The organism is Citrobacter sp. MGH 55 (genome assembly GCF_016906145.1).
GTDB lineage: Bacteria > Pseudomonadota > Gammaproteobacteria > Enterobacterales > Enterobacteriaceae > Citrobacter_A > Citrobacter_A amalonaticus.
This window is the reverse complement of sequence record NZ_CP070239.1, coordinates 131,326-146,292: the sequence shown is the minus strand read 5'-3', so window position 1 is coordinate 146,292 and position 14,967 is coordinate 131,326. Positions and strand designations below refer to the sequence as shown.

Below are 14,967 nucleotides of genomic sequence, written 5' to 3'. Positions count from 1 at the left end.
AAATGGCTGTTGGGGAGAAAGTGTGAGGCAGGTAACAACCCTCACCCACGACGGGTGAGGGTTCAAGGAATTAATGGGCTTTCGCCGTTTTCGCGGATTTCTGTTTGCACAGATAACCGATGCCAAGGACAACCAGCCATACCGGGATCAGGTAAACCGAAATCGCCATACCCGGCGTCATCAGCATAATTACCAGCACCGCCGCCATGAAGGCCAGACAGACCCAGTTACCCAGCGGGTAGAACAGCGCCGGGAAGCGGGTTTTCACTCCCTGTTGCTGCTTCGCGCGGCGGAATTTGATGTGCGCCAGACTGATCATCGCCCAGTTGATCACCAGTGCGGAGACCACCAGCGCCATCAGCAGGCCGAAGGCGGATTCTGGCGCCATGTAGTTGATCAATACGCACAGCGCCGTCACCAGCGCCGAAACGATGATGGTATTCACCGGCACGCCGCGTTTGTCGATAGTGAGCAGGATTTTCGGGGCGTTACCCTGTTGCGCCAGACCAAACAGCATGCGGCTGTTACAGTAAACGCAACTGTTGTATACCGACAGTGCCGCCGTCAGAACCACGATATTCAGCGCGTTCGCCACGAAGGTATCGCCCAGCTCGTGGAAGATTAGGACAAACGGGCTGGTGTCAGCGGTGACACGCGTCCACGGCAGCAGGGAAAGCAGAACGGCCAGTGAACCCACATAGAAAATCAGAATACGATAGATTACCTGGTTGGTGGCTTTGGGAATGCTCTGCTCTGGGTTATCGGCTTCAGCTGCGGTGATACCGACCAGCTCGAGCCCGCCGAAAGAGAACATGATGATCGCCATCATCATTACCAGCCCGGTCATGCCATGAGGCAGGAAGCCGCCCTGTTCCCACAGGTTACGCACGGTTGCCTGCGGGCCGCCATTGCCGCTGAACAGCAGCCAGCCGCCGAACAGGATCATCGCGACCACGGCGATGACTTTGATGATCGCAAACCAGAACTCCATCTCACCGAACACTTTTACGTTGGTCAGGTTGATGGCGTTGATCGCAATAAAGAAAACGGCTGCCGAAACCCAGGTGGGGATCTCCGGCCACCAGAACTGAATGTACTTGCCGACGGCGGTCAGTTCCGCCATTGCAACCAGCACATACAGCACCCAATAGTTCCAGCCCGATGCAAATCCCGCAAAACTTCCCCAGTACTTGTAGGCAAAGTGACTGAATGAACCGGCGACCGGCTCCTCAACCACCATTTCACCCAACTGACGCATAATAAGGAAGGCAATAAAACCGGCTATCGCATAACCCAGAATAATACCGGGGCCCGCGGACTGAATTACGGAGGCGCTTCCCAGGAACAGGCCTGTTCCTATCGCGCCGCCCAGCGCGATAAGCTGGATATGGCGGTTCTTAAGGCCGCGCTTTAGCTGCTCGCCGTGCTGCTGACTGTCCATCATGAAACCTCGTGAGTGGTTTACCCTTCAGTACCCGACCGCGTGACGGCGACCGGGCAATTTGAGTAATTATTATTTGTCCTACGCAGAGATGCGTGTAAGTTTGCAATTCCGTCTGTTGTATTATTATGTTTACAGCAATGTTTTTTAAAATGTCGCCGAAACTCTTTTGTCCGGAACAGAATAATGGTATGCGGCAGGGAATGCACCTGCTTTGTGAATGGATGATGACGAGTTGAATAAAAAGAGAGCAGTTGTCTCTCCCGCCTCTTACTTCCTGATAACACTTTTGTTAGATATAAAGTGATTATCTATATCTAAAATATGCATAAAAATGCATATGAATCGGTTCAACCAGGATTTTTCTTCGTTTCAATAAGGTTAAAACTACCTCTCGGGTGGTAAATTTAACATTTGTGCATAGTTACATGTTTGAAACGATATTTCTGTGTTGTTGTTAAAATGTGCCTGCTTTACTGATTTCAATCAAAACCTGTATGGACATAAGGTGAATACTTTGTTACTTTAGCGTCACAGATATGAAATTGGTAAGACCAATTGACTTCGGGCAAATGGCTTAAGACAGGACATCATGGCCTACAGCAAAATCCGCCAACCAAAATTATCCGATGTGATTGAGCAACAGCTGGAGTTTTTGATTCTTGAGGGCACACTACGCCCGGGCGAAAAACTCCCACCGGAACGCGAACTGGCGAAACAGTTCGACGTCTCCCGTCCCTCTTTGCGTGAGGCGATTCAACGTCTCGAAGCGAAGGGATTGCTGCTTCGTCGCCAGGGCGGCGGCACTTTTGTTCAGAGTAGCCTGTGGCAGAGCTTTAGCGATCCACTGGTAGAACTGCTCTCCGACCATCCTGAATCCCAGTTTGACCTGCTTGAGACGCGCCATGCGCTGGAAGGCATTGCTGCATACTACGCAGCGTTGCGCAGTACGGATGAAGACAAAACACGTATTCGTGAATTGCATCATGCCATTGAACTGGCGCAAGAGTCGGGTGACCGCGATGCCGAGTCCGATGCGGTCCTCCAGTATCAAATTGCTGTCACCGAAGCTGCGCACAATGTGGTGTTACTTCATCTGCTAAGGTGTATGGAGCCCATGCTGGCCCAGAACGTACGTCAGAACTTCGAGTTGCTCTATTCGCGTCGCGAGATGCTTCCGCTGGTGAGTGGTCACCGCACCCGTATTTTCGAAGCGATTATTGCCGGTAAGCCAGAAGAGGCGCGTGAAGCATCACATCGCCATCTGGCGTTTATCGAAGAGATTCTGCTCGACCGCAGCCGTGAGGAGAGCCGTCGTGAACGCGCCTTACGTCGTCTGGAGCAGCGAAAGAATTAGTGATTTTTCTGGTAGCTCGTTAGCCAGAAGATGTTGTAAATCAAGCGCTAATGAATGAAAAGCGCGGCAACTAAACGCAGAACCTGTCTTATTGCACTTTTAGTTGTTCAAAATAATTCGGCTTGTATCGCGGCGGCAAGCGCGCGAGTCGCCAGGAGCATAGTGAACTATGTGACTGGCGCAAGGAAGCGCAGCCAACAAAGAGACAACCTGAAGAATGAAGAACAAAGAGCGCAATGGGACAGGTTCCAGATAACTCAACGTATTAGATAGATAAGGAATACCCCCATGTCAGAACGTTTCCCAAATGACGTGGATCCGATCGAAACTCGCGACTGGCTACAGGCGATCGAATCGGTCATCCGTGAAGAAGGTGTTGAGCGCGCTCAGTATCTGATTGACCAGCTTCTTTCTGAAGCCCGCAAAGGCGGCGTGAAAGTAGCGGCAGGTACAGGGGCAAGCAATTACATCAACACTATTGCCGTTGAAGATGAGCCGGAATATCCGGGCAATCTGGAGCTGGAGCGTCGTATTCGTTCTGCTATCCGTTGGAACGCCATCATGACCGTGCTGCGTGCGTCTAAAAAAGACCTCGAGCTGGGCGGCCACATGGCATCCTTCCAGTCTTCTGCGACCGTGTACGATGTGTGCTTCAACCACTTCTTCCGTGCCCGCAATGAGCAGGATGGCGGCGACCTGGTGTACTTCCAGGGCCACATCTCCCCGGGCATTTACGCACGTGCATTCCTGGAAGGCCGTCTGACTGAAGAGCAGATGGACAATTTCCGTCAGGAAGTTCATGGCAATGGCCTGTCTTCCTACCCGCACCCGAAACTGATGCCAGAATTCTGGCAGTTCCCGACCGTTTCTATGGGTCTGGGCCCAATCGGTGCGATCTATCAGGCTAAATTCCTGAAATATCTGGAACACCGTGGCCTGAAAGACACCTCTAAACAGACCGTTTACGCTTTCCTTGGCGACGGTGAGATGGACGAGCCGGAATCCAAGGGTGCTATCACCATTGCGACCCGTGAAAAACTGGATAACCTGGTCTTCGTCATCAACTGTAACCTGCAGCGTCTGGACGGCCCGGTCACCGGTAACGGCAAAATCGTTAACGAGCTGGAAGGTATCTTCGAAGGTGCTGGCTGGAACGTAATCAAAGTGATGTGGGGCGGTCGTTGGGATGAGCTGTTGCGTAAAGACACCAGCGGTAAACTGATCCAACTGATGAACGAAACCGTTGACGGCGACTACCAGACCTTCAAATCCAAAGATGGCGCATACGTTCGTGAGCACTTCTTCGGTAAATATCCGGAAACCGCAGCACTGGTTGCCGACTGGACTGATGAGCAGATCTGGGCGCTGAACCGTGGTGGTCACGATCCGAAGAAAGTCTACGCTGCACTGAAAAAAGCGCAGGAAACCAAAGGCAAAGCCACCGTCATCCTGGCTCATACCATCAAAGGTTATGGCATGGGTGACACCGCCGAAGGTAAAAACATCGCTCACCAGGTGAAGAAAATGAACATGGATGGCGTGCGCTACATTCGCGACCGTTTCAATGTTCCGGTTACTGACGAGCAGGTTGAAAAACTGTCTTACATTACCTTCCCGGAAGGTTCTGAAGAGCACAAATATCTGCACGAACGCCGCCAGGCGCTGCACGGCTACCTGCCGAGCCGTCAGCCGAACTTCACTGAGAAGCTGGAACTGCCGACCCTGGAAGACTTCGGCGCGCTGCTGGAAGAGCAGAACAAAGAAATCTCCACGACCATCGCTTTCGTTCGTGCCCTGAACGTGATGCTGAAGAACAAATCGATCAAAGATCGTCTGGTTCCGATCATCGCCGACGAAGCGCGTACTTTCGGTATGGAAGGTCTGTTCCGTCAGATTGGTATTTACAGCCCGAACGGCCAGCAGTACACCCCGCAGGACCGTGAACAGGTTGCGTACTACAAAGAAGACGAGAAAGGTCAGATTCTGCAGGAAGGGATCAACGAGCTGGGCGCAGGGTCTTCCTGGCTGGCCGCGGCAACTTCCTATAGCACCAACGATCTGCCGATGATTCCGTTCTACATCTACTACTCCATGTTCGGTTTCCAGCGTATTGGCGACCTGTGCTGGGCAGCGGGTGACCAACAGGCGCGTGGCTTCCTGATTGGCGGGACGTCTGGTCGTACAACGCTGAACGGTGAAGGTCTTCAGCACGAAGATGGTCACAGCCATATTCAGTCTCTGACTATCCCGAACTGTATCTCTTACGATCCGTCTTATGCCTACGAAGTTGCAGTCATCATGCACGATGGTTTGGAGCGTATGTACGGTGAGAAACAAGAGAACGTTTACTACTACATCACCACGCTGAACGAAAACTACCACATGCCAGCCATGCCGGAAGGTGCTGAGGAAGGTATCCGTAAAGGTATCTACAAACTCGAAACCCTGGAAGGTAGCAAAGGTAAAGTTCAGCTGCTGGGCTCCGGTTCTATCCTGCGTCACGTTCGTGAAGCGGCAGAGATCCTGGCGAAAGACTACGGCGTGGGTTCTGACGTGTACAGCGTTACCTCCTTCACCGAACTGGCACGTGATGGTCAGGACTGTGAACGCTGGAACATGCTGCACCCACTGGAAACCCCGCGCGTTCCGTACATCGCTCAGGTGATGAACGACGCGCCGGCTGTAGCATCAACTGACTATATGAAACTGTTTGCCGAACAGGTTCGTACTTATGTACCGGCTGATGATTATCGCGTACTGGGTACCGACGGTTTCGGTCGCTCTGACAGCCGTGAAAACCTGCGTCACCACTTCGAAGTGGATGCTTCCTACGTGGTAGTCGCGGCACTGGGCGAACTGGCTAAACGTGGCGAAATCGATAAGAAAGTGGTTGCGGATGCAATTACCAAATTCAACATCGATGCAGAAAAAGTTAACCCGCGTCTGGCGTAAGAGGTAAAAGAATAATGGCTATCGAAATCAAAGTACCGGACATCGGGGCAGATGAAGTTGAAATCACCGAGATCCTGGTCAAAGTAGGCGACAAGGTAGAAGCCGAACAGTCGCTGATCACCGTAGAAGGCGATAAAGCCTCTATGGAAGTCCCGTCTCCGCAGGCTGGTGTTGTTAAAGAGATTAAAGTCTCTGTTGGCGACAAAACCGAGACTGGCAAATTGATCATGATTTTCGATTCCGCTGACGGTGCAGCAGCCGCTGCACCTGCTCCGGCAGAAGAGAAGAAAGAAGCCGCGAGTCCGGCAGCAGCACCTGCAGCTGCAGCAGCGAAAGACGTCCATGTACCCGACATCGGCGGTGACGAAGTTGAAGTGACTGAGATCATGGTCAAAGTGGGCGATACCGTTGCCGCTGAACAGTCCCTGATCACCGTAGAAGGCGACAAAGCTTCTATGGAAGTGCCGGCGCCGTTCGCCGGTACCGTTAAAGAGATCAAGATCAACACCGGCGACAAAGTGTCTACCGGCTCCCTGATCATGGTCTTCGAAGTGGCGGGTGCTGCACCTGCTGCCGCGCCTGCACAGGCCGCTGCTCCGGCCCCGGCTGCTGCACCAGCAGCCACTGGCGCGAAAGACGTTAACGTACCGGATATCGGCGGTGACGAAGTTGAAGTGACCGAAGTGATGGTGAAAGTGGGCGATAAAGTGGCCGCTGAGCAATCACTGATCACCGTAGAAGGCGACAAAGCTTCTATGGAAGTGCCGGCGCCGTTCGCGGGTACCGTTAAAGAAATCAAGATCGGCACCGGCGATAAAGTGAAAACCGGCTCTCTGATTATGGTCTTCGAAGTGGAAGGCGCAGCACCTGCTGCTGCCGCGCCACAGCAGGCTGCCGCACCGGCTCCAGCCGCTGCATCTGCACCTGCGCCAGCTGCCGCTGCTCCGGCCGCAAAAGCCGAAGGCAAATCTGAGTTTGCTGAGAACGATGCTTACGTTCATGCGACCCCACTGATTCGCCGTCTGGCGCGCGAGTTCGGCGTGAACCTGGCGAAAGTGAAGGGCACAGGCCGTAAAGGTCGCATCCTGCGCGAAGACGTTCAGACTTACGTGAAAGACGCTATCAAGCGTGCGGAAGCCGCTCCGGCAGCCGCCGCAGGTGGCGGTATCCCGGGCATGCTGCCATGGCCGAAAGTCGACTTCAGCAAGTTTGGTGAAATCGAAGAAGTGGAACTGGGCCGCATCCAGAAAATCTCTGGTGCTAACCTGAGCCGTAACTGGGTGATGATCCCGCACGTTACCCACTTCGACAAAACCGATATCACCGACCTGGAAGCGTTCCGTAAACAGCAGAACGCTGAGGCTGAGAAGCGCAAACTGGACGTGAAATTCACCCCAGTGGTCTTCATCATGAAAGCGGTTGCTGCGGCTCTGGAACAGATGCCACGCTTCAACAGCTCCTTGTCCGAAGACGGCCAGCGCCTGACGCTGAAGAAATACATCAACATCGGTGTGGCGGTAGATACCCCGAATGGTCTGGTGGTTCCGGTCTTTAAAGACGTGAACAAGAAGAGCGTGACCGAGCTGTCTCGTGAACTGACGGCTATCTCTAAGAAAGCGCGTGACGGTAAGCTGACGGCTGGCGAAATGCAGGGCGGTTGCTTCACCATCTCCAGCATCGGCGGCCTGGGTACGACCCACTTTGCACCGATTGTGAACGCGCCTGAAGTCGCGATCCTGGGTGTCTCCAAGTCCGCGATGGAGCCAGTGTGGAATGGTAAAGAGTTCGTACCGCGTCTGATGATGCCGATCTCTCTGTCCTTCGACCACCGCGTGATTGACGGTGCTGATGGTGCGCGTTTCATTACCATCATTAACAATATGCTGTCTGACATTCGCCGCCTGGTGATGTAAGCAAAAAAGCCGGCCCGACGGCCGGCTTTTTTCTGGTAATCTCATGATGGTTTTGGGGTTATTAGTGCTAAAGATAAATCGTTGCCGTTTTGTTGTTTCAAAATTGTTAACAATTTTGTAAAATACGGACGGATAGAACGACCCGGTGGACGATGGGCGACAAGACCAGGGATCGCCGGAAATAAATTAAGAGGTCATGATGAGTACTGAAATCAAAACTCAGGTCGTGGTACTTGGGGCAGGCCCCGCAGGTTACTCTGCAGCCTTCCGTTGCGCTGATTTAGGTCTGGAAACCGTAATCGTTGAACGTTACAGCACCCTCGGTGGTGTTTGTCTGAACGTCGGCTGTATCCCTTCTAAAGCACTGCTGCACGTAGCCAAAGTTATCGAAGAGGCCAAAGCGCTGGCAGAACACGGTATCGTCTTCGGCGAGCCGAAAACCGATATCGACAAGATTCGTACCTGGAAAGAAAAAGTAATCACTCAGCTGACCGGCGGTCTGGCTGGCATGGCGAAAGGCCGTAAAGTGAAAGTGGTTACCGGTCTGGGTAAATTCACCGGGGCGAACACCCTGGAAGTGGAAGGTGAGAACGGTAAAACCGTGATCAACTTCGACAACGCGATCATCGCGGCGGGTTCCCGTCCGATCCAGTTGCCGTTCATTCCTCATGAAGATCCGCGCGTGTGGGATTCCACCGACGCCCTGGAACTGAAATCCGTACCGAAGCGTCTGCTGGTCATGGGTGGCGGTATCATCGGTCTGGAAATGGGTACTGTGTACCACGCGCTGGGTTCAGAGATTGACGTGGTTGAAATGTTCGACCAGGTTATCCCGGCGGCGGACAAAGATATCGTTAAAGTCTTCACCAAACGCATCAGCAAGAAATTCAACCTGATGCTGGAAACCAAAGTGACTGCCGTTGAAGCGAAAGAAGACGGTATTTACGTTTCCATGGAAGGCAAAAAAGCCCCTGCTGAAGCGCAGCGTTATGACGCCGTGCTGGTGGCAATCGGTCGTGTGCCGAACGGTAAAAACCTCGACGCTGGCAAAGCAGGCGTGGAAGTGGACGATCGTGGCTTCATCCGCGTTGACAAACAGCTGCGCACCAACGTGCCGCACATCTTTGCTATCGGCGATATCGTCGGTCAGCCGATGCTGGCGCACAAAGGGGTTCACGAAGGTCACGTTGCCGCTGAAGTTATCGCCGGCATGAAGCATTACTTCGATCCGAAAGTGATCCCATCCATTGCCTACACTGAACCAGAAGTGGCATGGGTAGGTCTGACCGAGAAAGAAGCGAAAGAGAAAGGCATCAGCTACGAAACCGCCACCTTCCCGTGGGCTGCTTCTGGCCGTGCTATCGCTTCCGACTGCGCAGACGGTATGACTAAACTGATTTTCGACAAAGAAACTCACCGCGTCATCGGTGGTGCGATTGTCGGTACCAACGGCGGCGAGCTGCTGGGTGAGATCGGTCTGGCAATCGAAATGGGCTGTGACGCTGAAGACATCGCGCTGACCATCCACGCGCACCCGACTCTGCACGAGTCCGTGGGCCTGGCGGCAGAAGTGTTCGAAGGTAGCATCACTGACCTGCCGAACGCAAAAGCGAAGAAGAAGAAATAATCTTCAGCCTTCCGGTAACGAAAAAGCGGCGTAAATGCCGCTTTTTTTATGCCTGCTACTCCACCGGCTTCCACGGCTCGTGTGGCGTAAATTTCTCTATGGCGATGGCTTTTAGCCCGCTATCTTCCCCTAAATTCGTCTGATACACCCGGTCGTCCTGACTTACCATGAAGCTCATCACACCCGTTTCGCCCCAGGTCACCGGCCAGGCGAGCAGCGCAAATCCTTTCGCGTTATCGCTGGCAATAATGCGGAAATAATAGCCGTGATACCCTTCGCCAGGTGACTCAGGACTGAAAGCCGGCCCTAAGGGACTGGGCGTTTCACCTGGTTTTACCGGCCAGTAGAGACCGTCCTGTTGACCTGCATGGCTGATAATTCGGCTGGCAAATGCTTGTTTGCGCTGCCAGTAGTCATACTGGGCGTCGACATAGGCACGCATGGCCTGTATCGCCGAGAGTTCATTGCGGCCAATCGTGCGCGTGAGGATCTCATCCTGCGCGGCAGACATATCAAAATGCCAGCCTTTACTCGCCTTCACGATGGGGATGGGCAACTGCCAGTTCTCCTGGCCGACGTTCAGGTGAGCGACGTTACCTTGTTGCACAATCTGGTGGCTGACTTTCCAGTCGCGGTTAAAGCGCGCAATGGCTTCGGGGTCCGCGCCTTCAGGGGGCAAAAACTGTCGCCAGTTATCGCCTAACAGGGTAGTCATTTGCGCATCGTTATTGTCGGCAATTGCACGGGCAAAAGAGCTGGCGGCCTCGTCTGGCGTGGCGAACATCTGCTGGGCGTAGCTCATTAACGGCAGCGAGAGCAGCAGGGTGCTTAACAGTACTTTTTTCATTATCGGCTCCCGTTAACGACGGCGAAATTCATGGTGTTCAGATGCGCGTTCGCGCATGTGGGCTCGTTGCTCATTGCTGATGTTACTCAGACGGCGGCTTTCCTGACCGCGCTGCTGCTGCGATTGCCAGTTCGGCGAACGGCTGTCGTTACCGCTAAATACATTCGCATGGTTTTGCTGAAACGCCTGACGCTGCTGTGGCGAGGAGGACTCGACGCGCTGACGTACCGTCTCCCGCTGCGGTTGTGAAATCGGGCGTTGCTGCGCTTTGGCCCTGAGATCGTCACGATGCAGTTGTTGCGCTGTCGTAGTCGATTGTTTCAAGGTCTGTTGCGCATTCTGACGACGCGCGCTGTTGCTGTTGTCGTCATAGCCGCGATAGTTATTGCGTTGGGCAACCTGATTCAACTGTTGAGCGGCCGCTTTGCGCTGGGCATCACGCGTTGTGGCTGTCGGTTTCTGAGTCAGCGCTTTAGACGCATCCGGATGACGCTGTTGCAGTTGTGCCATCGCTGCCTGACGCTGGCTGTCGCGGGATGCCGTCGCAGTCGGCTGCTGTGTAGCACTGAGACCGCCGCTGACGTCGGTCGGGTGGAAACGCGGGGCGGTCGTGCCATTCTGATACGGTACGCCGCCGCGCCAGGCCGGGTTGTGCTGCCAGGTCATGTTCTGTGTTTTCAGATTCTGTCCGGAGATGCGGTTGAAGTTATCGACGTTGATATTGATGTTATCGCCATTGTGTTGATAACCGTGACCGTCGTGATGATCGTCATCATGATGGTGATCGTCATCGTGGTGATGATCGTCGTCATCCCAGTCGATATTGCTGAACAGCGCATAGGTTGTGGCTACGCCCAGGCTGTAGCCGAACCCTTTAACAAAACTGCCAGCGAACTGCTCGCCTGGCGTAGGTGGGAGATACACCGGCGGGTATGCGGTGTTGGGCCAGGTGCCATAAACCGTAGCGGGATTATAGCTGGGGACGTACACCACCTGCGGATCTGCAGGTTCAATTTTAATTACCGTGGAGGCTGGGGCGGCGGAAACGGCGCTGGATTTTGTTGCGGAGGAGGTGGTTGAGGGGGCTGCCGCGACGCTCTTTTTCGGCGTGCTGGTCACCGTCTGCTGCGGCGTAGATTTCAGCGAACCGGTTTGCTGGGCCAGCAAACGCAGGCGTTGCACGGAGTCCATCACATCCTGCGGTTGCGCCAGAAACGCATCGCCGAGGTTTTGCACCCACTCCGTGTTTTCCCCCATCAGCGTCATGAGTTGCGGAAAGGCGACCAGCGACTTCACGCTGGGATCCCACGGCTGGTTTGCAACAGCCTGAATGGCGGCATCGCCTTGCCGTGTCGGATTATCGCGCGACCATTGTGCTGCCTGGACGACGTTAGCCGGATAGGTCGAGGCCATCAGAACCTGCGAAAGCAGTGGGTCCGGATAGAGGGCGATCGGCGCGACCCATTGATCGATTTGCGCTGTAGTAAAGTTCGTTTTCGCGACCGGAGAGGCTTCGGTAGGCGCGGGCGGTTGCGCTGCGATGGGGGGCGTGGGCAGCGTAGGGGCTTCCGGTGTGCGGCTTTTGACATACAGCACGCCTGAAGCAGCGAGTAGCCCTGCGCTACAGATCAACGCAAGCACGTGGGGTTTAAAGGGCAACGTCATATTCTTACTCCCGATTTCCTGGAAATCGCAATGGTCGAAGTGCTGCCACCCGCAGGTGCAGTGTTGCGTGAGTATAAAGAGACGATAGTTTAATTTTTGACTAATCTTGGGATCGGTACAGTAGAGTGATTATAAGAATGCGAAATAGTGTGACGATTCGTAACAGCGATAAATTTCCCGCTTCTGAAATCGAAAAGGGCATTAGACCATCCTTAACGATTCAGCCACTTTTTTATGTTGCTTTTTTGTAAACAGATTAACACCTCACTAAAATCCTGTTATTCTGCCCATTGCGGTACCGGGCATTTACCCTACAAACTGCTGTCTCACAGGAGCGTGAAGAGAATCGCCCATCGATAAAGCGCCGCACTATGACAATGAGAGCGAGGAGAACCGTCGTGCTAGAAGAATACCGTAAGCACGTAGCAGAACGTGCCGCCGAGGGGATTGTGCCCAAACCCTTAGATGCAACCCAAATGGCCGCGCTCGTTGAGCTGCTGAAAGCACCGCCTGCGGGCGAAGAAGAATTCCTGTTAGACCTGTTGATCAACCGTGTTCCCCCGGGCGTCGATGAAGCCGCCTATGTCAAAGCCAGTTTCCTCGCTGCCGTCGCGAAAGGCGAAACGACTTCCCCACTGATTACGCCTGAAAAAGCGATTGAACTGCTCGGCACCATGCAGGGTGGTTACAACATTCACCCGCTGATTGACGCTCTGGACGATGCAAAACTGGCGCCGATTGCCGCCAAAGCGCTCTCCCATACGCTGCTGATGTTCGATAACTTCTATGACGTAGAAGAAAAAGCCAAAGCAGGGAACGAATATGCGAAGCAGGTGATGCAGTCCTGGGCGGAGGCAGAATGGTTCCTGAGCCGTCCGCCGCTGGCTGAAAAAATGACCGTCACCGTTTTCAAAGTCACCGGTGAAACCAATACCGATGACCTGTCTCCGGCACCTGATGCGTGGTCTCGTCCGGATATCCCGCTGCACGCGTTAGCGATGCTGAAAAACGCCCGTGAAGGCATTGAGCCGGATCAGCCGGGTGTCGTTGGCCCAATCAAACAGATCGAAGCCCTGGCGAGTAAAGGTTACCCGCTGGCTTACGTCGGTGACGTCGTCGGGACCGGTTCTTCACGTAAATCCGCCACCAACTCCGTGCTGTGGTTCATGGGCGACGACATTCCGCACGTGCCGAACAAGCGCGGCGGCGGTCTGTGCCTCGGCGGTAAAATCGCCCCTATCTTCTTCAACACCATGGAAGATGCAGGCGCACTGCCGATCGAAGTGGATGTGTCAAACCTGAACATGGGTGATGTGATTGACGTTTACCCGTTCAAAGGTGAAGTACGTAACCATGAAACCGGCGAACTGCTGGCAAGCTTTGAACTGAAAACTGACGTGCTGATTGATGAAGTGCGTGCCGGTGGCCGTATCCCGCTGATCATCGGTCGCGGTCTGACCACCAAAGCGCGTGAAGCGCTGGGTCTGCCGCACTCAGACGTTTTCCGTCAGGCGAAAGATGTGGCGGAAAGCAGCCGTGGTTACTCGCTGGCGCAGAAAATGGTGGGTCGTGCGTGCGGCGTAGCCGGTATCCGTCCGGGAGCGTACTGCGAGCCGAAGATGACCTCCGTGGGTTCTCAGGATACCACTGGCCCGATGACCCGTGACGAACTGAAGGACCTGGCGTGCCTGGGCTTCTCTGCGGACCTGGTGATGCAGTCTTTCTGTCACACCGCCGCCTATCCGAAGCCGGTTGACGTCACCACGCACCACACGCTGCCTGACTTTATTATGAATCGCGGCGGTGTTTCGCTGCGTCCGGGTGATGGCGTGATCCACTCCTGGCTGAACCGTATGCTGCTGCCGGATACCGTCGGTACCGGTGGTGATTCCCATACCCGTTTCCCGATTGGTATCTCCTTCCCGGCGGGCTCGGGCCTGGTGGCGTTTGCTGCGGCGACCGGCGTGATGCCGCTGGATATGCCGGAATCGGTGCTGGTGCGCTTCAAAGGCAAAATGCAGCCGGGTATTACCCTGCGCGATCTGGTACACGCCATTCCGCTGTATGCGATCAAACAGGGTCTGCTGACCGTTGAGAAAAAAGGCAAGAAGAACATCTTCTCTGGCCGTATTCTCGAAATCGAAGGTCTGCCGGATCTGAAAGTCGAGCAGGCGTTTGAGCTGACCGATGCATCCGCCGAGCGTTCTGCGGCAGGTTGCACCATCAAGCTGAACAAAGAGCCGATCGTGGAATACCTGACCTCCAACATCGTTCTGCTGAAGTGGATGATCGCAGAAGGCTACGGCGACCGTCGTACGCTGGAACGTCGTATTCAGGGGATGGAAAAATGGCTGGCCGATCCGCAACTGCTGGAAGCCGATGCTGACGCAGAGTACGCGGCGGTGATCGACATCGATCTGGCGGATATCAAAGAGCCTATCCTTTGTGCACCGAACGATCCGGACGATGCGCGTCTGCTCTCTGATGTTCAGGGCGATAAAATCGACGAAGTGTTCATTGGTTCCTGCATGACCAACATTGGTCACTTCCGTGCGGCCGGCAAGCTGCTGGATGCGCACAAAGGCCAGTTGCCGACGCGTCTGTGGGTGGCGCCGCCAACCCGTATGGATGCGGCACAGCTGACCGAAGAGGGCTACTACAGCGTCTTTGGTAAGAGCGGTGCGCGTATTGAAATCCCGGGCTGTTCACTGTGCATGGGTAACCAGGCGCGTGTCGCAGACGGCGCGACGGTGGTATCGACTTCTACGCGTAACTTCCCGAACCGTTTAGGTACCGGTGCGAACGTCTACCTGGCGTCTGCGGAGCTGGCGGCGGTTGCGGCACTGATCGGTAAATTGCCGACGCCGGAAGAGTACCAGACCTATGTGGCGCAGGTGGATAAAACCGCTGTAGACACCTACCGCTATCTGAACTTTGACCAGCTCTCTCAATACACTGAGAAAGCGGACGGTGTGATTTTCCAGACCGCCGTGTAATGCGCTAACGCCTTTCGCGTAAAAACGCATCAATGCCCGGTGAAGCGTGCTTCTCCGGGCATTTTTATTTCCATTCCTTATACGCGATCCGCTTTTTTTCTGCGTCCAGGCTGCGATAATTAAGACAAGGCGCAATGCGGTAATGGCGCATTGCCGGGAGCAGAGGACT

At 54.4% G+C, this 14,967-nt stretch carries 8 protein-coding genes; 5 read left to right on the top strand and 3 right to left on the bottom strand.

Features of this window, described 5'->3' with window-relative positions; all coding sequences use genetic code 11:
* Window positions 1-70: 70 nt before the first annotated feature.
* Entirely contained in the window at window positions 71-1,444 is a 1,374-nt protein-coding gene (aroP, locus tag JTI98_RS00590) for an aromatic amino acid transporter AroP (protein WP_086512694.1), read from the bottom strand.
* 589 nt (window positions 1,445-2,033) lie between these two features.
* On the opposite strand from aroP, the gene pdhR reads away from it, so the two are divergent.
* The 4 genes from pdhR (at window position 2,034) to lpdA (ending at window position 9,290) form a co-directional block, all read left to right on the top strand.
* Window positions 2,034-2,798, top strand: coding sequence for a pyruvate dehydrogenase complex transcriptional repressor PdhR (gene pdhR, locus JTI98_RS00585; protein ID WP_042997914.1), 765 nt, complete (start codon window positions 2,034-2,036; stop codon window positions 2,796-2,798).
* A 288-nt stretch (window positions 2,799-3,086) separates the two neighbouring features.
* The gene (aceE, locus tag JTI98_RS00580) at window positions 3,087-5,750 is read left to right on the top strand and encodes a pyruvate dehydrogenase (acetyl-transferring), homodimeric type (protein WP_042997913.1); all 2,664 of its coding nucleotides are present in this window, start codon (window positions 3,087-3,089) and stop codon (window positions 5,748-5,750) included.
* Between the two features lie 14 nt (window positions 5,751-5,764).
* A complete protein-coding gene (gene aceF, locus JTI98_RS00575; RefSeq protein WP_216081800.1) occupies window positions 5,765-7,663 on the top strand; it encodes a pyruvate dehydrogenase complex dihydrolipoyllysine-residue acetyltransferase in 1,899 nt (632 codons plus the stop codon).
* Window positions 7,664-7,862: 199 nt separating this feature from the next.
* Window positions 7,863-9,290, top strand: a complete 1,428-nt coding sequence (gene lpdA / locus JTI98_RS00570; RefSeq protein WP_042997911.1) for a dihydrolipoyl dehydrogenase — start codon at window positions 7,863-7,865, stop codon at window positions 9,288-9,290.
* 55 nt (window positions 9,291-9,345) lie between these two features.
* Here the strand turns inward: lpdA and JTI98_RS00565 are convergent, their stop codons facing one another.
* On the bottom strand, window positions 9,346-10,137 hold the full coding sequence (locus tag JTI98_RS00565) for a DUF2950 family protein (RefSeq protein WP_044267424.1): 792 nt from the start codon (window positions 10,135-10,137) through the stop codon (window positions 9,346-9,348).
* 12 nt (window positions 10,138-10,149) lie between these two features.
* Window positions 10,150-11,802 carry a DUF3300 domain-containing protein gene (locus tag JTI98_RS00560; protein ID WP_216081799.1) on the bottom strand — a complete coding sequence of 551 codons (1,653 nt, stop codon included), beginning with the start codon at window positions 11,800-11,802 and terminating at the stop codon, window positions 10,150-10,152.
* Between the two features lie 398 nt (window positions 11,803-12,200).
* Here JTI98_RS00560 and acnB point away from each other — a divergent pair, with 398 nt between their 5' ends.
* Window positions 12,201-14,798, top strand: coding sequence for a bifunctional aconitate hydratase 2/2-methylisocitrate dehydratase (gene acnB, locus JTI98_RS00555; protein ID WP_042997908.1), 2,598 nt, complete (start codon window positions 12,201-12,203; stop codon window positions 14,796-14,798).
* Window positions 14,799-14,967 lie beyond the last annotated feature (169 nt).